This is a genomic window from Enterococcus viikkiensis (assembly GCF_005405345.1).
In the GTDB taxonomy this organism is placed as follows: Bacteria; Bacillota; Bacilli; order Lactobacillales; family Enterococcaceae; genus Enterococcus_A; species Enterococcus_A viikkiensis.
This window is the reverse complement of sequence record NZ_BJDW01000024.1, coordinates 19,311-39,665: the sequence shown is the minus strand read 5'-3', so window position 1 is coordinate 39,665 and position 20,355 is coordinate 19,311. Positions and strand designations below refer to the sequence as shown.

Below are 20,355 nucleotides of genomic sequence, written 5' to 3'. Positions count from 1 at the left end.
ATTCTTTGGTCAGAACTATTTTGAGTGTAGCACAAATGGCTTTTTTAGTTGTCTAGCTTAATTTTACAATCGGCGTTTTTATCTATTAAGTGAAAGTAGTATTATGTGAAGGAACAGAGTGTGGTACTATTAGATGGAAACTCAGGAGGCGTGTGATGAAGAAAAAAAGGAATTGGCTCATAAATATTTTTCTTTTCTTATTGCTGCTCGTAGGATTAGCGTTGATTTTCAACAATCAAATCAAATATTTTTTGATGCAGTATAACGGTGAGCGCTATATCGTGTCAAAGATAAATAAAAGCGAAATCGATAAAAATATGCGCAAAGAGGCTTCTTTTGATTTTGATGCGGTGGAGCCCGCTAGTACAGAAGCCGTGTTGCAGGCACAATTAAGCAACAAGCGCTTGCCAGTTATCGGTGGCATCGCGATCCCTTCGGTAGAAATCAATTTGCCGATATTCAAAGGGTTATCCAATGAAGTGCTTTTGTATGGTGCGGGAACCTTATCTCCGGATCAAAAAATGGGTGAAGGAAATTACGCGTTAGCGAGTCATCGGGCGGATCGACCGGGTCTTTTATTTACACCCCTTGAAGGAATCAAAGAAAATGATCTTATCTATTTAACCGATCTGCAAAATGTTTATACGTATAAAACGACGTTGAAAGTACGCGTCCAGCCGACAGAAGTAAAATATCTAGACGTCCAGCCAGGGAAGCAGCAGATTACCTTGATTACTTGCGGCGAGATCGAAGGAGTTACTCGGATCATCGTCCAAGGGGAGTTAGTTGGTGTCACTCCGGTGAAAAATGCGACGGACACGATGTTGAAGGCTTTTCAGATGGAACAAAGAACGTATTAAAACAAAAAACTTCGAGGCTAGCCTTGAAGTTTTTTTGTTTTAAAAGAATTGATCCTTTTAGCTAAGGGAACCGCTTGGATTTCTGCTATACTTGAAACAAGTATGACGAATTACTTTAATCAAAAATTTGAAGGAGACGGTGATGGAGCTTAAAAGAATTTACGCCTCTGAGCTATTAGCAGATTGGACAATTTTTCAGCAGACGCATTTGCTTTTTCCCTTCTATTCTTCCCATCGTCAAGCACGAATGGAATATTTTTCAGCGGTAAAAAAAGGGCATGGGTTTTTGTTGCGTTACAAAACGGCTTGCCTGTTTGTTGATAAGATCGTGGAAAAAGAAGCGTGGTTGATTAATAACTTACTGATTACAGCGGAGTTGAACTGGAAGACCGCTTTTTTATTATTAGAGAATGCGGCTCGCCGTGAATTTAAGCACACGTTGAAATTGAAGCTGAAGGCGAATCTGATTATTCAACAATGGCTGATCAGCCAAGGCTATCACTTCACTGAAGAGGTTTGGCAAAAACCGTTAGTTTATCAAACAGGCTTGGTTTTAGGCGGCGGTGGCGCTCGCGGTGCATATCAAATCGGTGTTTGGCAAGCTTTGCTAGAAAAAAATATTTCTTTTGCTGTGATTAGTGGCACGTCGGTGGGCGGCTTGAATGGCGCCTTAATCGCTCAGGGAGAGTATGATCAAGCTGTCTCGTTGTGGGAAGAAATCGAAACGGATAAAGTATTAGAGATCACCTTCAAAGAGGTCGAAGAATTGGATTTTGCGGCGCAGGTGGATCAACTGCGAACCTTTATTAAAACATCTTTGCGGCAACGAGGTCTTTCCTCGGCCCCTCTAAGACGCTTGTTGGAGGAACGGCTTGACCCGCAAAAAATTCAACGGGCTTGCCCACTGTCAGTTGTGACAACGAAGGTACCTGCTTTTCAAGAAATTATTGTTTCACTTAACCAATGTCCTAAAGAGGAGATCATTGATTGGTTGTTGGCATCGTCGACTTTTTTTCCGATGATGGCAATGGCGAAGATCGGGGATGATTTTTATGTTGACGGTGGCTATCGGAATAATTTGCCAGTGGACGTCGCGTTGCAGCAAGGGGTCACGGAAGTTATCGTAGTAGATGTTCACGGACCGGGCCTTGATAAAAAATATCGTCTGCCGGCGGAAGTCGCGGAGCTTTCTCTAGCCAGCCCCTGGAGTCTAGGGGATTTATTGCTGTTTCATAGTGATCGCGCGTCAGTCAATATTGATTTAGGCTATTTGGAAACGAAGCGCGCATTTGGCGAGTTGCAGGGAGAACGCTACTTTTTTAGTTGTCAGGCTGATTTTCAACGGTTGACGAAGGATTTTTTACAAAAAGTCAAAAAGCAGGTACCTGTTGAGCTGGATCAGCTTTACCCTGAATTAAAAAAGTTTTTCCGGCGTAGTGTACCGGTTGAATTACTGAGTCTGGCTTTTTTAGAGTTTTTTGCTTATTGGTTGAAGGTTTCGCCGGTCCAAGTATTTACACCGGTAGAATTGATCGCTGTATTGCGACGTCAAATCGAGGCGCCAAGTAAATTCGGACCGGGAATTTCGGTACAAGAACAGATTGAGGATTTTATCAATCATCACAATCTTTTTTCTGACTATCATCAAGTCTTACAAATTTATCAACAAACTGGCTCTTGGGAACAGTGGTATCGCCGCTGGCCGATCCAGACCTTGCTGGCACTTTTTTTTAGTTATCTACAGGAGGAATTATAATGGCAGAATTTAATTATGAAATCGTTGAGGAAATCGCTGTGCTATCGGAGAATCCGAAAGGCTGGCGCAAGGAATTGAACCTGGTGAGCTGGAATGAACGGCCACCTAAGTTTGATCTTAGAGATTGGGCCCCTGACCATGAAAAAATGGGCAAAGGTGTGACGTTAAGCAACGAAGAATTTGCGGTGTTGAAAGAAACGTTAAGCAAGATGTAGTCTGAAATCCATTTTTTTCAAAAGAGGGGGACAACGGCAATGAAAAGTATGACTGGTTATGGTCAAGCAGCACACACCAATGACAATTATGAGTTGAACATTGAATTAAAAAGTGTCAACAATCGTTTTTTAGATTTACAGATTCGCATGCCAAAGGAATTAAATCCTTATGAAGCATTAATCCGACAACTCGCAAAAGAAAAAATTCAACGAGGTCGCGTGGATGTGTTTATCAATCTGACACCGATGAAAAGTGGCAATAAACAAGTAGTTGTTCATTGGGAATTGTTGAATCAATTGGTTCGAGAATTACAAAGTGGCGGTAAAGAACATTTCTGTGTGGTGGATCTACCGGTGGAACAAGTCTTAGTGAAAGCGATGGAACAGGATGATTATGTCACGATCGTTGATCAACAGACGGCAGATGACTCGTTAGAAGGATTAGTGGAAGAAGTTGCGACAGCCGCCTTTACCCAGCTTGCGTCCAGTCGGGAAAAAGAAGGCGCGGGTATCCAAAAGGTATTGGTGGAATATAGTGAGCAGGTCCAACAGTTGACGAGGAAATTGGCAAGTTTTGTGACCGAGTACGAAGCAGATTATCAGCAACGGTATCAAGCGAAGCTGGAAGAGTATCTAGGCAATACAGTTGATCATGAGCGTTTGCTGACAGAGTTGGCGATCTTATTAGAGCGAGGCGATATCCATGAAGAGTTGGATCGCTTAGGGATTCATTTAGAAAAAATGAGTGTCTTGCTACAAACGACTGATCCAGTCGGCCGCGAATTGGATTTCTTATTGCAAGAAATGAATCGTGAGGTCAATACCATCGGCTCAAAATCCAGCCCAATTCAAATCAAAGATAGTGTTGTTCAGTTGAAAACGATCTTAGAAAAAATTCGCGAACAGATTCAAAATGTCGAATAGTTCATGTGTTTTATAAGAATTAAGGAGGAGCTTTGCGCTGCCCCTTGAAATATTCAAAAAAAAAGTGCACAATAGGCGTTAGCTGAAAAAGACGATGAAAGGGCGTTAGTATGTCTGAACGAGGACTGTTGATTGTATTGTCGGGACCTTCCGGCGTTGGCAAAGGCACCGTTAGAAAAGCCATTTTTGAACGAGACGATAATGAATTTCAATATTCTGTCTCAATGACCACCCGACCAAAACGAGAAGGTGAAGTCGAAGGCGTTGATTATTATTTCCGAACGAAAGAAGAGTTCGAGGCGATGATCGAAGCCGGCGAAATGCTGGAATATGCAGAATATGTGGGGAATTATTACGGCACGCCGTTGACCTATGTAAATAAAACGCTAGATGAAGGCAAAGATGTCTTTTTAGAGATCGAAGTCCACGGGGCGCAGCAAGTAAAAGATAAAGTTCCCGATGGCGTGTTTATTTTTCTGACACCGCCGGATTTAACGGAACTAAAAGCTCGAATCGTTGGCCGCGGCACCGATAGTGCAGAAGTGATCGATGAGCGAATGCGCGTTGCCCGTCAAGAGATCGAAATGATGGCTCTTTATGATTATGCTGTTGTAAACGATCAAGTGTTAAAGGCAGTTGATCGGATTAAAGATATTATTGTTAGTGAGCATTACCGAGTTGACCGAGTGATTGGTAAATATATAAAAATGTTAAAGGAGATCTAAGTTTATGATGTTAAAACCTTCGATTGATACGTTGTTAGACCACGTGAATTCAAAATATTCATTGGTCATTTTAGCCAGCAAACGTGCCCACGAATTAGATGCAGGAGCACAACCAACCTTGGATTCATTTGAATCTGTGAAAAGTGTGGGACAGGCATTAGAAGAAATCGATGCCGGCGCGGTCATCAATGACCCACATCCAGAAATCAAACGTGAACGTTTGAAGATGGAAGAAGAAGAACGCCATCTTCAACGTGAACGAGATCAACGAGATCTAGAAGCACGTATCTGTAACGACCAAAACTAAGCGCTGAATTTTTTCACGCAAATGTAAATGGGATTGTACCAAGTACTTTTGGCGCAATCCCTTCTTTTTTGTTACCAAGTACATAGAACATTTCTTAATTTAGACCAACCGCGTCGAAATTTAGTACAATAATAAAGAATGGAGGCGGAAGAAATGAAATTAGCACAAGTGATCGTGGATGTTCCTGCGATGCAGACGGATCAACCCTTCAGTTACTTGATCCCGCCTCAATTAGCAGTAGAAGTCGGCATGCGGGTAGAAGTTGGTTTTGGGCCACGCCATGTGCAAGGTTTTGTGGTTGGTTTTAAGACCGCACCAGACCCATTGCCGGATAAGTTAAAACCACTTATTCGTGTGTTAGATTTAGCGCCAGTCTTGAATCAGGAATTATTAGCTTTGGCGGATTATATGAAAGCCACGACTTTCGCCTTTAAAGTGACTTGTTTGCAGACGATGTTGCCTAGTGTCATGAAGGCCAATTATCAAAAAAGTTTTTATTTGTTGAAGGACGTTGACACTGTTCAAGCAAACTATTTTGCTGGTGGCTCTTCCCTTGACTGGGAGGATGCTGAGGCACAAGGCTGGTTGAAGGAATTGGCTGCTTTGCGGGAGCAAGGCATCGTCGAGTTACGTTACGAAGTCCATACGAAAAACAAAGTCAAAACCGAGCGTTACATCAAGCGAACTTTTTCTCCAGCTAAATTAGCAGAGCTGAAAGCCGGATTGCGTAAAAATTCCTACAAACAGGAACAGCTATTGGATTATTTAGCAGCTCTTGCGGAAGAAAAACTGATAGCGGTGAAAGAAATGAAGGCGGAGGACTTTTCTTTAGCTAATTTGAATCAAGCTGAAGCAAAAGGGTGGCTGACCTTTGTCGCAGTGGAGAAATACCGAGATCCCTATGCGGAGCGTGAGATCCAACAAACCTCGGCTTTAGATTTAAATCCAGAACAACAGGCGGCTTATGAAGCGATTAGCCAAAAAAATAGTGCTGGCGAACATCAAGTCTTTTTGTTAGAAGGCGTGACGGGCAGTGGCAAAACGGAAGTTTATTTGCAAGTGATTCAAGACGTCTTAGCCAAAGGTCAAACGGCCATGATGTTAGTACCAGAGATTTCCTTAACACCGCAAATGGCAACCCGTTTTAAAGCACGTTTCGGTAGCGAAGTAGCAGTTTTACATAGCGGCTTGTCTCAAGGTGAAAAATACGATGAATGGCGGAAATTGGAGCGTGGCGAAGCCCACGTAGTTGTTGGTGCCCGTTCAGCGATCTTCGCCCCTTTAGAAAATATCGGTGTCATCATTATTGATGAAGAACATGAGACGAGCTATAAACAAGAAGAGTCGCCCCGCTATCATGCACGAGATTTAGCGATTTGGCGAGGAAAATACCACCATTGTCCAGTGGTTCTAGGCAGTGCTACGCCGTCATTAGAATCCCGTGCACGCGGACAAAAAGGCGTCTATCAATTATTACATTTGACGGAGCGAGCGAACAGTCAGGCAAAGTTGCCCACCGTCGAGATCGTTGATATGCGGGAAGAAATGCAGCGCCGCCTGAATTCTTCCTTCTCTGAAAGTTTGGAAGAAAGATTGCGGGATCGATTGGCTAAAGGGGAGCAGAGTGTGCTGTTGTTGAATCGTCGCGGGTATTCTTCCTTTGTCATGTGTCGAGATTGCGGCTTTGTCTTACCTTGTCCCAACTGTGATATTTCTTTGACGCTACATATGGATACGAAAACGATGCGCTGTCATTATTGCGGTCATGAAGAGGGCATTCCGCATCGTTGTCCCAACTGCGGCAAAGATAAGATCCGTTACTTCGGGACGGGAACGGAAAAGGTCCAAGAAGAATTGGAACAATTGATTCCCGAAGCCCGAGTGTTGCGAATGGATGTCGATACGACTCGCCGCAAAGGGGCTCATGAAAAAATCTTAACTGCTTTTGGTGAAAAAGAAGCAGATATTTTATTAGGCACACAAATGATTGCGAAGGGCTTAGACTTTCCAAACGTGACCTTAGTCGGTGTTTTAAATGCCGATACGGCGCTAAATCTACCAGACTTTCGTTCTAGCGAGCGGACTTTCCAATTATTGACACAGGTCAGCGGCCGAGCGGGTCGGGGAGAAAAGGCGGGGGAAGTCGTTATCCAGACCTTTAATCCAGAACATTACACGATCAAGCTGGCCCAGCATCATGATTACGAGAATTTTTATCAGCAGGAGATGCGGATTCGTCATCAAACCGATTATCCTCCGTATTATTACACGGTGAAAGTCACGGTCTCTCATCAAGAGGAGATGAAAGCGGCGCAAAAAGCCTTTCAATTAGCGGAACAGCTGCGGCAGCAATTAAGTCCTCAAAGCATTTTGTTAGGACCGACACCAGGAGCAATCTTACGAATCAAAAATCGTTATTACTATCAGCTGATTATTAAATATAAACACGAGCCGAACTTACAAGGAACGTTAGAAGAAATTTTACAAGTGAGCCAAAAAGATCAACGTCAAGGGATATTGATTGCCATTGACAATGAACCAATGTATTTTATTTAAATTGTTTAAACAGTAAAAGAGATGGGAGTGAGGATATGCGTTATCCAATTATTATTCATCCTGACAAGCGGTTGCTGCAAAAGGCAGAGCCAATCGAATATATTTCCGACGAGATGGTTACCTTGCTAGATGATATGTATGAGACGATGGTGGCTCATGATGGAATCGGGCTGGCTGCGCCGCAAATCGGTAAAAACTTGCGGATTGCCGTGATTGAAGTGGAAGAAGGCGACCGCTTTGATCTAATCAATCCTGAGATTATCGAAGGTAAAGGAACCAATATTGATGTGGAAGGCTGTCTGTCGATCCCTGAAACGTTTGGAACGGTCGAGCGTTATGATGAAGTGACGGTACGCTATTACGATCGTGATGGGGCTGAGATGGAAGTCACTGCCTATGGCTATTTGGCTCGGGCGTTTCAACACGAGATTGATCATCTAGACGGTAAGTTGTTTATCGATCAAATGATCGAGCAGATTGCCCCAGAAGATTTAGAACGTTATATGGAGGAACATATCGATGACTAAAATTGTATTTATGGGAACACCGGCCTTTTCGGTACCAATTCTAGAAAGCTTGATTGAGGCGGGCTACGAGATTGCTGCGGTTGTAACGCAACCAGACCGCCCAATTGGTCGAAAAAAAATTATTACTCCGACTCCAGTAAAAGAAGCAGCCTTGAAGCACGGGCTGCTAGTCTTACAGCCGGAAAAAATCAGTGGCTCACCAGAAATAGAAACCATTAAAAAACTAGCGCCAGATTTATTAGTGACGGCGGCATTCGGTCAATTTTTGCCGGAAAAATTATTACAGGTTCCTAAATTAGGGGCCATCAATGTCCATGCCTCTTTATTACCAAAATATCGTGGGGGTGCACCAGTTCATTACGCAATCATGGAAGGTGAAGCTGAAACGGGTGTTACGATCATGGAGATGATTAAGAAGATGGATGCAGGCGGTATCTTCAGCCAGCAAAAGATCGCCATCACGAAACAAGATGACGTGGGAACGATGTTCGAAAAATTAAGCCAAGTGGGGAAAGAATTATTATTAGCGACTTTACCGAAAATTATTTCCGGTGAATTGAAACCAACGCCGCAAAATGAAGCGGAAGCGACTTTTTCGCCGAATATCAGTCGAGAACAAGAAGCGATCGATTGGCAAAAAACGGCTGAAGAGGTTGATAACCAAGTACGGGGGATGCATCCGTGGCCGGTGGCTTTCACGACCTATGAAGGGGCGCGGTGGAAACTTTTCCATACGACTCCACTAGAAGAAACAACAACTGCGGCCCCAGGGACAATCGTTTCGCGGACTAAAAAGGCCTTGCACATTGCTTGTGGCAATGGCACGGTCTTGGCAATTGATGAATTGCAGCCAGCTGGTAAAGCGAAGCAAGCGATTCAAGCCTTTTTAAATGGCAGTGGTCAAGCCGTGGCAGAAGGACAGCAGGTGATCTAGATGGCAAAAATTCCTAAAAAATTACTGCACTCCGTGCGTTTTACGGCTTTAGAAGCAATCGAACGGATCAATCGCGGGGGAGCATATTCAAATTTATTGCTAAATGAACTGATTCAAAAAAATAAAGTTGACGGCAAAGATACTGCGTTATTGACAGAGCTAGTTTATGGCACGATTAGTCGCCAATTATTATTAGCTTATGAGGTCGAACCTTTCATCAAGAAAGCGAAAAAAGTGGATCCGTGGGTTAGAAGCCTGTTGCAATTGTCTCTTTACCAAATGCTTTATTTGGATCGTGTGCCGGACCATGCGATTATTAATGAAGCGGTAGAGATCGCCAAAGCCAAAGGCAATCCGGGAACAGGAAAATTTGTCAACGGCGTTTTGCGTTCGATTCAACGAGCAGGGGTTCCATCGTTAGATTTAATTAAGGACCCAATCGAACGCTTGGCAACGGAAATCAGTATGCCAAAATTTTTAACTGAAAAGTTTGTGGCAGAGATTGGTGAGGAAGAAACCCGTAAGCTGGGCTTGTCACTATTAGAGCCAAGCCGAGTGAGTGCTCGCGTAGATTTGCGTTATTTGAGCCGTGAAGAAGCTATTGAAGCATTGGCGGAAGATGGGATCGAGGCTCGTATCAGTGAGCTGTCTCCTTATGGAATTATTGCTGACCGTGGTTTTTTAGCTGGTAGTGAATTATTTCAAAATGGTTGGCTGACGATTCAAGATGAAAGCTCGATGCTGGTGGCGCAAGCGATGCAAATTATTCCAGGTCAAAAAGTGTTGGATGCTTGTGCAGCTCCGGGTGGGAAAACGACTCACATTGCTGCCTTATTAGAAAATGAAGGCTCCGTTACCGCACTAGATATCCATGAACACAAATTAAAATTAGTTCAAGAAAATGCGGAACGTTTACGAGTGACGGATCGAATCGTCACGAAAAAGATGGACGCACGAGAAGCTGCGCAACATTTTGAAGCGGAAAGCTTTGACCGGATTTTAGTTGACGCTCCTTGTTCTGGCTTAGGCTTGATGCGGCGTAAACCAGATATCAAATATCAAAAGCAGCCACAGGATTTTGTTCAGCTGCCAAAAATCCAATTAGAAATTTTAAAAAATTGTGCGCCCACATTGAAATCGCGTGGGATTATGGTATACAGTACATGTACCATCACATCAGCAGAAAATCAAGCAGTGGTCGAAGCCTTTTTAGCAGAGCGGTCGGATTTTGAAAAAATCGATCTGACACTAGACACAAAATTACAGGCGGCAATCCATGACCAAATGCTGATTTTATATCCTGAAATGTTTATGACAGATGGATTCTTTATTTGTGCAATGCAAAAAAAATAGATAAATGAGGTGGACAAAAGATGGAAATTCAATTTCAATCAGACATCGGCAGACGTCGTCACACGAACCAAGATTATGCAAATGTTTTTACGAATCAAGCAGACATGTATTTAGCTGTACTTGCAGATGGTATGGGCGGTCATTTAGCTGGCGATGTAGCTAGTAAGATGGCGGTTGACGGTTTAGGCGCTGCTTGGTCGACCTCAACTATTTCACAACCAGAGGAAGCAAGCCAATGGTTTTTGCAAGAAATTCAAAAAGTTAACGAAGCAATCTATCAAGAAGGAATTACACATCCAGAAATGCAAGGAATGGGAACAACGATCGTCAGTGCAGCGTTACTGAATGAAACATTTGTTTTGGCCCATGTTGGAGATAGCCGAGCATACTTGATTCAAAACGATCAGTTGAAGCAATTGACGGATGATCATTCTTTGGTAAATGAATTACTAAAGTCAGGCGAGATCACCAAAGAGATGGCGGCTACCCATCCGCAAAAAAATATTTTGACTCGTTCTGTGGGTGTCTCTGGACAGGTGGAAATAGATGTTTCACGGCACCAATGTCAAGCAAATGATTATTTACTATTATGTTCAGATGGTTTGACCAATATGGTGAGTGAAGCAGATATTTTGTCAGTCGTGACTAGTGACCAAACATTAGAAAGCAAAACCAAACAACTAATTTCTGCGGCTAATGAAGCTGGTGGTGCGGATAATATCACTGTTTTATTGATCCACTTTGAGGGGGCTGCATGTCCATGATCGAAATAGGCAAATTGGTCAATGGACGTTATAAAGTTATCGCCAGTATCGGCAGTGGCGGGATGGCAAACGTCTTTTTGGCCCACGATTTGATTTTGGATCGTGATGTTGCCATCAAAATATTACGCTTTGACTTTCAAAATGATCAAACGGCAATTCGCCGCTTCCAGCGAGAAGCGCTGGCAGCAACAGAATTGGTGCATCCGAATATCGTCGGCGTTTATGATGTCGATGAAGAGAGCGGTATGCAGTATTTGGTCATGGAATATGTCAAAGGAATGGATCTAAAACGTTTTATTCAAACGAAACATCCTATTTCTTACAGCAAGATCGTTGATATCATGCAACAAGTTTTATCTGCTGTTAGTTTGGCACACGCTCATGGGATTATTCACCGTGATTTGAAGCCGCAAAATATTTTGATGGATCAAGAAGACGTGGTTAAGATCGCTGACTTCGGAATCGCGATCGCCTTATCTGAAACCTCTTTGACCCAAACCAATTCAATGTTAGGCTCTGTCCATTACTTATCGCCGGAACAGGCACGAGGCGGAATGGCCACAAAGCAATCAGATATTTATGCGTTAGGTATTATCTTGTATGAAATGTTAACGGGTAATGTGCCTTTTGATGGTGAATCAGCCGTAACGATTGCCTTGAAGCATTTTCAAGATAAGATGCCTTCCGTAAAAAGTTTTGATCCGGAAGTTCCTCAAGCTTTAGAAAATATTGTGATGCACGCCACTGCAAAGGAGCCTGCGGATCGCTATAAAACCGCGGAGGAAATGGCTGAAGATCTTTCTACGGCCCTTTCACCAAGCAGAATAGATGAGCTACCTTGGCAACCAACAGTGATGTTGGATGAGACAAAGGCGTTGACGCCGATCCAGCCGGAGAATCCGCCAGAAGAAACAAAAGTGGAAGAGCCGCTGTCAGAAGAAAAACCGAAAAAGAAAAAAGGCAAACGCCGCTTTATTTTTCTATTGATTTTACTCTTAGGAATTATTGGCGGTACTACCGCGTATCTTTTGACTAGTTCAGCGGAAGTCTCAATCCCACAAGTGGAGGATATGACTGAAGCCGCAGCTCGCAGCGCGTTAAAAGATGCTGGCTTATCCGTTAAGAGTAAAGCAAAAGAGGTTCCCAGCGATATAATCGGAAAAGGTCGCGTTGTTCGAACCAATCCAGCAGCTGGCAACATGATCAAAAAAAGCCAACAGGTTCGTCTATATGTTAGTTCTGGTACGAAAAAGGTCGCAATCAAAGAGTATAAAGGTGAAAAAATCCGGGACGCGCAAGAGGACCTGCAAGACATTGGATTTTTATCGAAGAATATTCGGATTGAGCTCGTAAATAGCGATACAATCCCTGAAGATCAGATTATTAGCCAAGAACCGAAAGCTGGTACAAAAGTTGATCCGAAAAATGATGAAGTGGTTTTTCAAGTTTCGGATGGACCGAAGACTATCAAAATCGGGAATTATACTGGCTGGGAATACCAGAACGCACGAGAAGAACTCTTGGAGTTAGGCATCACAGACAGTCAGATTAATCAAACTTCGGCAAGTGATGAAGTTGTTCCAGCAGGAGAAGTGATCAGTCAAAATCCAGTCGGTGGGACAGCGATGACTGCTAAAGATACGATTACTTTGAAAGTAAGCACTGGTTCGGCCAATGTCCAACTGGACGATCAAACTGGAAAAGACAAAGCCGAAGCGGAAGCGGCCATTACTAATTTAGGGCTGAAGTATCTCGAAACACAAGAATTTTCCAGCGAAGTTGCTGCTGGGAAAGTCATTTCAACGAATCCAAGTGCTGGCTCCGTAAAAAAAGGTGCTACAGTTACTGTCGTCGTCTCAAAAGGTCCAGAAGAAACCCAAGAATCAGAAGAGCCCACCACAAAAACCTTTGATGTCACGCTCGCAGCAAGCTTTACCGGCTCGGGTGATCAGAAAGATACGATTACCGTTTTAGTGACGGATGCAAAAAATGAAACAGCAACGCAAAAATTAGATTTTACAATAGATAAAAATACCCAATCCGCCGAAAGAACCGTATCGGTTACAACGGAGGGGGATCAGCCAGCTACTGTTGAGGTTCAACGCAATGGCAATTCAGTTATTACCAAGAGCGACATTTTGGGAGCTGAAACGATCACGGTTCCTTAAGAAAACCTTTCCTGATTTTGAATCAGGAAAGGTTTTTTAGGTCATTTGTACTGAAACGAAAAATGAAGTATGCTACAATGAGACAAACGGACAAGCTGTCAGGAATTACAGCTTTGAAACAAAAAGGAGATGAGACGAATCGAAGGACAGATTCGTAAAGCTTTAAGTGGTTTTTATTATGTTGCTAGCGAGGGGAAAATTCATCAAACGCGGGCGCGAGGAAATTTTCGTAAAAAGAAATTGACACCTTTAGTGGGAGACGAAGTAGTATTTAGCAGTGAAGAAAATAGTGAAGGCTATATTTTGGAGCTATTACCCCGCAAAAATGAATTGGTTCGTCCGCCGGTAGCCAATGTTGATCAAGGCGTAATTGTCACTAGCTTGGTGGAACCCAATTTTTCCTATAATTTATTGGATCGCTTTTTAGTCACCCTTGAAAATAATGACATTCATCCGATTATTTATTTATCAAAGACCGATATTGTTTCTGATTCAACGATGGTGGAAAAAATTCGGTCGGTTTATGAGCCTTTAGGGTATCCAGTGATAGATGGCGAACAGGACAAGAAGAAACTAACCGATTTATTCGCCCATCAGTTAACGGTTTTCATGGGACAATCTGGAGCAGGTAAATCCACTTTGCTGAATGATGTTTCACCAGAATTGAATTTAGCGACTGGCGAAATTTCTGATGCTTTAGGTCGTGGACGCCATACGACGCGCCATGTGGAATTACTAGAGTTGTTTGACGGTCTGGTAGCAGATACGCCGGGCTTCAGTTCAATCGAATTTCTAGAGCTGACTGTCGAAGAATTACCAAAAGAATTTCCAGAATTCCGGGCCGCTGCGCCTAAGTGCCGCTTTCGAGAATGTCGCCATGTTAAAGAACCTGGTTGCGAAGTAAAACGTCAAGTTGAAGCGGGGGAAATCGCCCAGAACCGCTACGACAATTACTTGCAATTTTTACAAGAAATCGAAAAACGCCGTCCAATCTATAAAAAGAAATAACATATTCTACAAAATGAAAAAGGATGGCAGTCCGACTTTTCACAGTTTACAAGGTTTAAAAACAGAAAAAAGGTCCAAACGAGGACAAAAGGAAAGCGCTAGAAGGATGCTATACGGCTTGAAGATCGGACTTATTTTTCTGAAAGGAAAATAAATACATTAAAATGAAAAAGGAGTAGGAACTATGAAAATTGCCCCATCGATTTTAAGTGCGGATTTTGCACGACTAGGTGAAGAGGTCAAAATGGTAGAGGATGCAGGTGTGGATTATATTCACATCGACGTGATGGATGGAAACTTTGTACCAAATATTTCCTTTGGTCAAGTTGTTGTCAAAGCATTACGTCCTGTAACGAAGCTACCGTTGGATGTTCATTTGATGATCGCCAATCCTGAAAATTATATTAGCGATTTTGCCAAGGCTGGTGCAGATATTATCATGGCACATGTGGAGGCAACGCCTCATATTCATCGGGTAATTCAAATGATTAAAGCAGCGGGGGTGAAACCAGGGGTTGTCTTAAATCCTGGTACACCAGTCGAAGCTGTCAAATGTGTTTTAGGGGATGTGGATCAAGTCTTGGTGATGACCGTTAATCCTGGATTTGGCGGCCAAAGCTTCATCGAAAGTACGGTTGAAAAAATCGCTGAGTTGGATCGTTTAAGAAAAGAACAAGGTTACCATTATGAAATCGAAGTCGATGGTGGAATTCAACCAGAAACGGCTAAAAAATGTGCTCAAGTGGGTGCTGATGTTTTTGTTGCGGGTTCATATATTTATGACGCAGAAAATCCGCAAGAAAAAATTAATGCTTTGCGGGCGGCTTTAGATTAATGCAGGTCTTACTTGTAGCAGGCGGTGATCCCAATCACTGGCCTGCTTTTTCAACTAAATTTGAAAAAATCATCGGGATTGATCGTGGCAATTTGTTTCTTTTGCGTCGAGGGATCGTGCCGGATCTAGCCATTGGTGATTTTGATTCGTTGAATGAAAAAGAAAAAGAAGAGGTCTTCAGTCAGATTGGAGAAGTGTTGGAAGCTCCGGCGGAAAAGGATGACACGGATACTCAGTTGGCTTTAGTGAAGGCATTTGAGCGATTTCCTCAAGCAGAAGTGACGCTGATTGGAGCGACTGGCGGACGATTGGATCATTTGCTGGCGAATTTATGGTTGGGCTTGGAACCACGCTTTCAACCGTTTCTTTCGCAGATTACGATTAGCGATCGAGGGAACACGATTAAGTATTTGGCTCCAGGTTCCTATGGACTTGAGCAAGAAGCGGGCATGAAGTATGTTGCCTTCTGCTGTTTGACAGCAGTAAAGGAGTTGTCACTAACCAATTTTAAATATGAATTGAAGAAAGCGGATTTCCAACAGCCTACTAGCCTAGCTAGCAATGAGTTTTTAATTGGCCAGGCAGAGGTAGTTTTCTCAAAAGGGATGATTGCTGTCATTCAAAGTCGTGATGTTTAAAGAAGTAGGTCAAGGAGCTGATTATTGTAGCAGTGGTTGACCTGCTTCTTTTTCATTTTTGAGAGATACTAAAATTCTTTAAAATCAACGGCTGGCGCTTTTTAATCCCCACGTTTAGTGGTAAAATTCATTTTATATTATAGTGTCCAGAGGTGCCTAAGTGAGAAAGTTTAATCCAAATAAGAATATTATTATTTTGTTAATTGTTGTTATTATTGTTGTCACGACCGTCTCGATCACCGCGGCAAATCGTGCAAAAGATAGTGGAACGAATATTGTTCAGTCCGCGATCAATGATACAGTGAGTGTCGTTGATAAAATAATCACAGCACCGGGACGTTGGGTAACGGGGGGCGTTCAATCTGTTTCCAACCTAGTCAATACGTATCAAGAAAACGAAAAATTGAAGAATGAAGTCGATCAATATGATGAAGTGAAGCAACAAACCAAGAACCAAGCCCAAGAAATCGAACATTTAAAAGCTGAGCTAGAACTGAATCAAACGTTGACCAGCTATCAAAAGGTGACCGCCAATGTTATTACCCGCTCGCCGGATACGTGGCAGGATATGTTGATTGTTGATAAGGGTAGCAGTGATGGTGTTGAAGGAAATATGGCAGTGATGTCACAAAAAGGACTGATTGGACGAGTAATGGAAGTCAATGCGCATTCCTCAAAAATCCAGTTATTAACTTCAAATAATAAAAACAGCAATCATTTTCCCGTAAAAATAAGTTCAAATAAAGGGAATTCTTTTGGCGTATTAAATAACTACAATATAAAAGAGCAACAGCTAATTGCGTCAGAGATTACCGGAGATCAAGACATCAAAGAAGGCGATGTTGTCCAAACCTCCGGATTAGGTGGGAATTCGCCTGCGGACTTGCCAATTGGGACGGTTGTCAAAGTAAAACCTGACAGCTACGGATTAAATCGTGAGGTGTATATCAAACCATACGCACAGATGTATGATATTTCTGTGGTGACGATTGTCCAAAGAATGGCAGGGGCGGCCGAATGATCCAACGAACAACACTGAAATATATCACGCCGATTTTATTATTTTTACTATTTTTATTAGATGCCCATATCACTCGAATAATGGCTTCTTGGACAAACAATGCATACGTTGCAAACGCGCATTTTGCCTTGCTTGCTTTGCTGATCGTTTCCAAGGTTATCGATGAGCGATTTTTACTGGGAACAGCTTTGGTTATAGGAATCTTGTACGATTTATACTACATCGGTGTCATTGGGATTTATGCTGTGATTTTCCCGTTGTTAGTGATGCTGTTGTATTTTTTTAAAGAGGTTATTCAGCAAAATATTTTAACCTTATTTTTCACGATGGTCATTAGTGTGACGATTTTTGAATTAGTTAGTTTATTACTGCAAACCGTTTTTGGTTTGACTGGAACCAGCAGCGATTATTTTGTTCCTCGGTATCTAGGTCCAACGTTGCTCTTCAACATTTTTATCTTTGTAATTTTTATCTTTCCGTTGGAAAAGCTACTGATTGCACCAGCGGATGAGAGTCTGGATATTTAAGATCTACAATAGAATAGCGCTGACTAAAAAAAACAGGAGCTTTCGCTTCTGTTTTTTTATATTTCAAATTTGTAAGTAAAAAATAGCAAAATGAAATATTTTTGTAACAAAGCTATTATATGCATGACATACAGCTATGGTAAACTCATGAATGTGTTAGTAAAAAAGTCTAATAAAATTCAAAAATGAAAAAAAGTAGTCGGAGGACATTAAAAGTGAAAAAAAGTTTGTTATCAGCATTAATGGTATGTTCAGTAACATTAAGCGCATTAGCAGCTCCAGCCGCAGCTTCTGCCGATGAATTCGATAGTAAAATCGCTGATCAAGATGCGAAAATCTCAAGTTTACAGAACCAACAAACGGATGCACAATCACAAATCAGTGCATTAGAAGGTGAAGTTGCTTCAATTAATGACAAAGCTCAAAGTTTATTAAATGAACAAGCAACACTAAGACAAAAATCACAAGACCTACAAAAACAAATCAAAACCTTGCAAGAACGGATCGAAAAACGTTCTGAAGCAATCAAAGAACAAGCTCGTGACGTACAAGTAAAACAATCATCAACCAATGTTATTGACGTAGTATTGAATGCTGAATCATTCAGCGATGCTGTTGGTCGTGTTCAAGCGATGTCAACAATCGTTAAAGCAAACAATGACTTAGTTGAACAACAAAAAGCTGATAAAGTGGAAGTTGAACAAAAACAAGCTGAAACTCAAAAACAACAAGAACAAATTACTGCTAACCAAGCAGCTTTAGAAAGCCAAAAAGGCGATTTAATTACTAAGCAAGCTGATTTGAATGTTCAAACAACAACATTAGCAGCAGAACAAGCAACAGCTGAAGGTGAAAAAGCCAACTTGAAGGATAAACAAGCAGCAGCAATCCAAGAACAACAACGTGTACAAGAAGAAGCTAAGAAAGCTGCTGAAGCACAAGAAGCAGCTCAAAAAGCTGAAGTAGAACGTCAAGCAAAAGCTGATGCAGATGCAAAAGCTGAAGCGGATCGGAAAGCGCAAGAAGAAGCAGCCGCTAATACATCTTCAACAGAAAGTTCAACTGTAGAATCTTCTACAACGGAAGCTTCATCAACAGAACAAACAACACAATCAAGCACGGTTGACTCTTCAACTGCATCAACTAGTGAAGATAATGTCCAAGGTGGTGGTGCCACTTCTGAATCAACGACACCGGAAACAACACCATCAACAACACCATCAACAACACCAGAAACACCAACTAACAACGGAAATTCAAATTCTGGGAACCAAGGGTCTAACCAAACGCCGGCGCCAACACCTACGCCGACTCCTGAACCAACACCGGCGCCAGCGCCAACTCCTGCACCTTCAGGAAACACAGCGGGCGTTGTTGCTGAAGCAATGAAATACATTGGTACACCATATGTATGGGGTGGAAAAACACCAGCTGGATTTGACTGTTCTGGATTTACATCTTATGTATTCCGCCAAGCAACTGGTCGTGAAATCGGTGGCTGGACAGTTCCTCAAGAATCAGCTGGAACACGTATCTCTGTCGGTGAAGCACAAGCAGGCGACTTATACTTCTGGGGTAGCCCTGGTGGTTCATATCACGTAGCGATCGCAATGGGTGGAGGACAATATATCCACGCACCTCAACCAGGCCAATCAGTTACCGTAGGTTCTGTAAGCTACTTTGCACCAAGCTTTGCAGTTCGCATGTAATCAAGAATTTAAACAATTACTTACCGGTACGTTCTTTCGTACCGGTTTTTTTATGGATTAAATTATTCCACGTTTTAGTTGTACTGGATGGTTAACTTGTGTCGTTAGAAAAAAATGATCAGTAGTAGTTGGTAGAAAAATAATGTTTAGCGTAAGTAGCATGGAGGAACAAAGATGCAAAAGCAATTAAAGAATGGAAACGTCTATTTAGGGATTGCCGGTTTAATGATGGTGGTTTTATTTATCAGTTCATCTATGACGTATCAGCAACAAAGTCAAGTGTCAGTGATTCAAAAATATTTAGCCAATGAACCATTAAAGCAATTCTTCAGTAGTATTTCCTTTAATTATGCAGGTAGTGAAGTAAGTATTGCAGCGAAAGGGTACGTCAAGTTTGTCGAATTTTTTATTCGTAAGGCAGCGCATTTTACCACTTATTTTATTTTAGGTGGAAGTCTATATTTGGGATTATTACCGAAATTAAAACAAAAATCACTGGTCTTAGGACTAGTTTTTGCTTGGCTAGCAGCAACTGGCTATGCGGCAACCGATGAATTTCATCAGATGTTAACCGGTGGACGCACCCCCTTATTTCAGGATGTAATGTTGGATTCTAGCGGTGCTTTAACGGCGTGCCTTTTGATTATGTTTATTCATATGTTGCGACGAAAACGCTGATTTGTTTTTTCTTGACGAAAATAGTTTTCAGGCGGACAATGGGTAAGGAATAACTAAATGGAGGTATGTAGCATGTCAGGACACAGTAAATGGAACAACATTCAAGGACGAAAAAATGCTCAAGATGCAAAAAGAGGAAAGATCTTTCAAAAGATCTCTCGTGAGATTTATATGGCCGCTAAGGCGGGCGGTCCTGACCCGAGTACCAATCCAGCTTTACGCTTGATGGTAGACAAAGCGAAATCTGCTAATATGCCCAATGACAATGTCGATCGCGCGATCAAAAAGGCCACCTCTGCAGGTGAGGGTGAACATTATGATGAAATTACTTATGAAGGCTATGGTCCAGGAGGTGTAGCGATTTTGGTCCATACGTTAACCGATAATCGGAATCGAACCGCGACCAATGTCCGTGTGGCGTTCACTCGCAATGGCGGCAGCCTCGGTGAGACGGGAACAGTTAATTATATGTTTGATCGCAAAGGTTATATCGCGATCGAACGAGAAGGTTTAACGGTGGATGAGGATACGATGTTTGAAGATGTGCTAGAAGCAGGCGCAGAAGATATGGAGATTTTGCCGGAAGTATTTGAGATCTATACGGCTCCAGAAGATTTCGAGAGCGTTCGAGATCAATTAGAGGCGGCCGGCTTTGCCTTAGCTCAAGCGGAGTTAACGATGGTTCCTCAGACGACTGTACAATTAGAAGCGGATCAGCAAGAAAAACTCGATCGTTTAGTTGAAAAGTTGGAAGATGATGATGATGTATCGGAAGTTTATACGTCGGCTGAATAGTATAGGGAAGTATTCGAAGCTTTATTACAATATAAGAGACAAAAAAACCAGCGAA

At 42.3% G+C, this 20,355-nt stretch carries 20 protein-coding genes; all 20 read left to right on the top strand.

Features of this window, described 5'->3' with window-relative positions; all coding sequences use genetic code 11:
- Positions 1 to 155 precede the first annotated feature (155 nt).
- The 20 genes from FFM67_RS10520 (at position 156) to FFM67_RS10425 (ending at position 20,300) form a co-directional block, all read left to right on the top strand.
- A complete protein-coding gene (locus tag FFM67_RS10520) occupies positions 156 to 860 on the top strand; it encodes a class A sortase (RefSeq protein WP_137614515.1) in 705 nt (234 codons plus the stop codon).
- Positions 861 to 1,002: 142 nt separating this feature from the next.
- On the top strand, positions 1,003 to 2,616 hold the full coding sequence (locus tag FFM67_RS10515; protein WP_137614514.1) for a patatin-like phospholipase family protein: 1,614 nt from the start codon (positions 1,003 to 1,005) through the stop codon (positions 2,614 to 2,616).
- Positions 2,616 to 2,831 (top strand): YdbC family protein, encoded by a 216-nt coding sequence (locus FFM67_RS10510; RefSeq protein ID WP_071862992.1) that lies wholly within the window; start codon positions 2,616 to 2,618, stop codon positions 2,829 to 2,831. The genes FFM67_RS10515 and FFM67_RS10510 overlap by 1 nt, the downstream gene beginning before the upstream one ends.
- A gap of 39 nt (positions 2,832 to 2,870) precedes the next feature.
- Complete coding sequence (locus FFM67_RS10505; RefSeq protein WP_137614513.1) at positions 2,871 to 3,755, top strand: YicC/YloC family endoribonuclease; 885 nt, start codon at positions 2,871 to 2,873, stop codon at positions 3,753 to 3,755.
- A gap of 110 nt (positions 3,756 to 3,865) precedes the next feature.
- On the top strand, positions 3,866 to 4,480 hold the full coding sequence (gene gmk, locus FFM67_RS10500; RefSeq protein WP_137614512.1) for a guanylate kinase: 615 nt from the start codon (positions 3,866 to 3,868) through the stop codon (positions 4,478 to 4,480).
- Positions 4,481 to 4,484: 4 nt separating this feature from the next.
- Entirely contained in the window at positions 4,485 to 4,787 is a 303-nt protein-coding gene (rpoZ, locus tag FFM67_RS10495; protein ID WP_137614511.1) for a DNA-directed RNA polymerase subunit omega, read from the top strand.
- A gap of 153 nt (positions 4,788 to 4,940) precedes the next feature.
- Positions 4,941 to 7,343 carry a primosomal protein N' gene (priA, locus tag FFM67_RS10490; protein WP_137614510.1) on the top strand — a complete coding sequence of 801 codons (2,403 nt, stop codon included), beginning with the start codon at positions 4,941 to 4,943 and terminating at the stop codon, positions 7,341 to 7,343.
- 35 nt (positions 7,344 to 7,378) lie between these two features.
- Complete coding sequence (gene def / locus FFM67_RS10485) at positions 7,379 to 7,870, top strand: peptide deformylase (RefSeq protein WP_137614509.1); 492 nt, start codon at positions 7,379 to 7,381, stop codon at positions 7,868 to 7,870.
- The gene (fmt, locus tag FFM67_RS10480; RefSeq protein ID WP_137614508.1) at positions 7,863 to 8,804 is read left to right on the top strand and encodes a methionyl-tRNA formyltransferase; all 942 of its coding nucleotides are present in this window, start codon (positions 7,863 to 7,865) and stop codon (positions 8,802 to 8,804) included. The genes def and fmt overlap by 8 nt, the downstream gene beginning before the upstream one ends.
- On the top strand, positions 8,805 to 10,157 hold the full coding sequence (gene rsmB / locus FFM67_RS10475; RefSeq protein WP_137614507.1) for a 16S rRNA (cytosine(967)-C(5))-methyltransferase RsmB: 1,353 nt from the start codon (positions 8,805 to 8,807) through the stop codon (positions 10,155 to 10,157).
- A gap of 20 nt (positions 10,158 to 10,177) precedes the next feature.
- Entirely contained in the window at positions 10,178 to 10,921 is a 744-nt protein-coding gene (locus FFM67_RS10470; protein WP_137614506.1) for a Stp1/IreP family PP2C-type Ser/Thr phosphatase, read from the top strand.
- A complete protein-coding gene (gene pknB / locus FFM67_RS10465) occupies positions 10,918 to 13,089 on the top strand; it encodes a Stk1 family PASTA domain-containing Ser/Thr kinase (protein ID WP_137614505.1) in 2,172 nt (723 codons plus the stop codon). Before FFM67_RS10470 ends, pknB begins: the two co-directional genes overlap by 4 nt.
- Before the next feature lie 129 nt (positions 13,090 to 13,218).
- The gene (gene rsgA, locus FFM67_RS10460; RefSeq protein WP_137614504.1) at positions 13,219 to 14,097 is read left to right on the top strand and encodes a ribosome small subunit-dependent GTPase A; all 879 of its coding nucleotides are present in this window, start codon (positions 13,219 to 13,221) and stop codon (positions 14,095 to 14,097) included.
- 184 nt (positions 14,098 to 14,281) lie between these two features.
- On the top strand, positions 14,282 to 14,932 hold the full coding sequence (gene rpe / locus FFM67_RS10455) for a ribulose-phosphate 3-epimerase (protein WP_137614503.1): 651 nt from the start codon (positions 14,282 to 14,284) through the stop codon (positions 14,930 to 14,932).
- Positions 14,932 to 15,570: a thiamine diphosphokinase gene (locus FFM67_RS10450; protein WP_137614502.1), complete on the top strand. Its 639-nt coding sequence runs from the start codon at positions 14,932 to 14,934 to the stop codon at positions 15,568 to 15,570. The genes rpe and FFM67_RS10450 overlap by 1 nt, the downstream gene beginning before the upstream one ends.
- 160 nt (positions 15,571 to 15,730) lie before the next feature.
- Positions 15,731 to 16,591 carry a rod shape-determining protein MreC gene (gene mreC / locus FFM67_RS10445; RefSeq protein ID WP_137614501.1) on the top strand — a complete coding sequence of 287 codons (861 nt, stop codon included), beginning with the start codon at positions 15,731 to 15,733 and terminating at the stop codon, positions 16,589 to 16,591.
- Positions 16,588 to 17,118 (top strand): rod shape-determining protein MreD, encoded by a 531-nt coding sequence (gene mreD / locus FFM67_RS10440; protein ID WP_137614500.1) that lies wholly within the window; start codon positions 16,588 to 16,590, stop codon positions 17,116 to 17,118. The genes mreC and mreD overlap by 4 nt, the downstream gene beginning before the upstream one ends.
- A gap of 215 nt (positions 17,119 to 17,333) precedes the next feature.
- Entirely contained in the window at positions 17,334 to 18,827 is a 1,494-nt protein-coding gene (locus FFM67_RS10435; protein ID WP_137614499.1) for a C40 family peptidase, read from the top strand.
- Positions 18,828 to 19,001: 174 nt separating this feature from the next.
- On the top strand, positions 19,002 to 19,505 hold the full coding sequence (locus tag FFM67_RS10430) for a VanZ family protein (protein WP_137614498.1): 504 nt from the start codon (positions 19,002 to 19,004) through the stop codon (positions 19,503 to 19,505).
- A 72-nt stretch (positions 19,506 to 19,577) separates the two neighbouring features.
- Positions 19,578 to 20,300: a YebC/PmpR family DNA-binding transcriptional regulator gene (locus FFM67_RS10425; protein WP_137614497.1), complete on the top strand. Its 723-nt coding sequence runs from the start codon at positions 19,578 to 19,580 to the stop codon at positions 20,298 to 20,300.
- Positions 20,301 to 20,355 lie beyond the last annotated feature (55 nt).

Excerpts from the sequence above, each read along its gene's own strand:
- FFM67_RS10520 (WP_137614515.1), top strand. The coding sequence starts at position 156 with ATGAAGAAAAAAAGGAATTGGCTCATAAATATTTTTCTTTTCTTATTG.
- FFM67_RS10515 (WP_137614514.1), top strand. The coding sequence starts at position 1,003 with ATGGAGCTTAAAAGAATTTACGCCTCTGAGCTATTAGCAGATTGGACA.
- FFM67_RS10510 (WP_071862992.1), top strand. The coding sequence starts at position 2,616 with ATGGCAGAATTTAATTATGAAATCGTTGAGGAAATCGCTGTGCTATCG.
- FFM67_RS10505 (WP_137614513.1), top strand. The coding sequence starts at position 2,871 with ATGAAAAGTATGACTGGTTATGGTCAAGCAGCACACACCAATGACAAT.
- gmk (WP_137614512.1), top strand. The coding sequence starts at position 3,866 with ATGTCTGAACGAGGACTGTTGATTGTATTGTCGGGACCTTCCGGCGTT.
- rpoZ (WP_137614511.1), top strand. The coding sequence starts at position 4,485 with ATGATGTTAAAACCTTCGATTGATACGTTGTTAGACCACGTGAATTCA.
- priA (WP_137614510.1), top strand. The coding sequence starts at position 4,941 with ATGAAATTAGCACAAGTGATCGTGGATGTTCCTGCGATGCAGACGGAT.
- def (WP_137614509.1), top strand. The coding sequence starts at position 7,379 with ATGCGTTATCCAATTATTATTCATCCTGACAAGCGGTTGCTGCAAAAG.
- fmt (WP_137614508.1), top strand. The coding sequence starts at position 7,863 with ATGACTAAAATTGTATTTATGGGAACACCGGCCTTTTCGGTACCAATT.
- rsmB (WP_137614507.1), top strand. The coding sequence starts at position 8,805 with ATGGCAAAAATTCCTAAAAAATTACTGCACTCCGTGCGTTTTACGGCT.
- FFM67_RS10470 (WP_137614506.1), top strand. The coding sequence starts at position 10,178 with ATGGAAATTCAATTTCAATCAGACATCGGCAGACGTCGTCACACGAAC.
- pknB (WP_137614505.1), top strand. The coding sequence starts at position 10,918 with ATGATCGAAATAGGCAAATTGGTCAATGGACGTTATAAAGTTATCGCC.
- rsgA (WP_137614504.1), top strand. The coding sequence starts at position 13,219 with ATGAGACGAATCGAAGGACAGATTCGTAAAGCTTTAAGTGGTTTTTAT.
- rpe (WP_137614503.1), top strand. The coding sequence starts at position 14,282 with ATGAAAATTGCCCCATCGATTTTAAGTGCGGATTTTGCACGACTAGGT.
- FFM67_RS10450 (WP_137614502.1), top strand. The coding sequence starts at position 14,932 with ATGCAGGTCTTACTTGTAGCAGGCGGTGATCCCAATCACTGGCCTGCT.
- mreD (WP_137614500.1), top strand. The coding sequence starts at position 16,588 with ATGATCCAACGAACAACACTGAAATATATCACGCCGATTTTATTATTT.
- FFM67_RS10430 (WP_137614498.1), top strand. The coding sequence starts at position 19,002 with ATGCAAAAGCAATTAAAGAATGGAAACGTCTATTTAGGGATTGCCGGT.
- FFM67_RS10425 (WP_137614497.1), top strand. The coding sequence starts at position 19,578 with ATGTCAGGACACAGTAAATGGAACAACATTCAAGGACGAAAAAATGCT.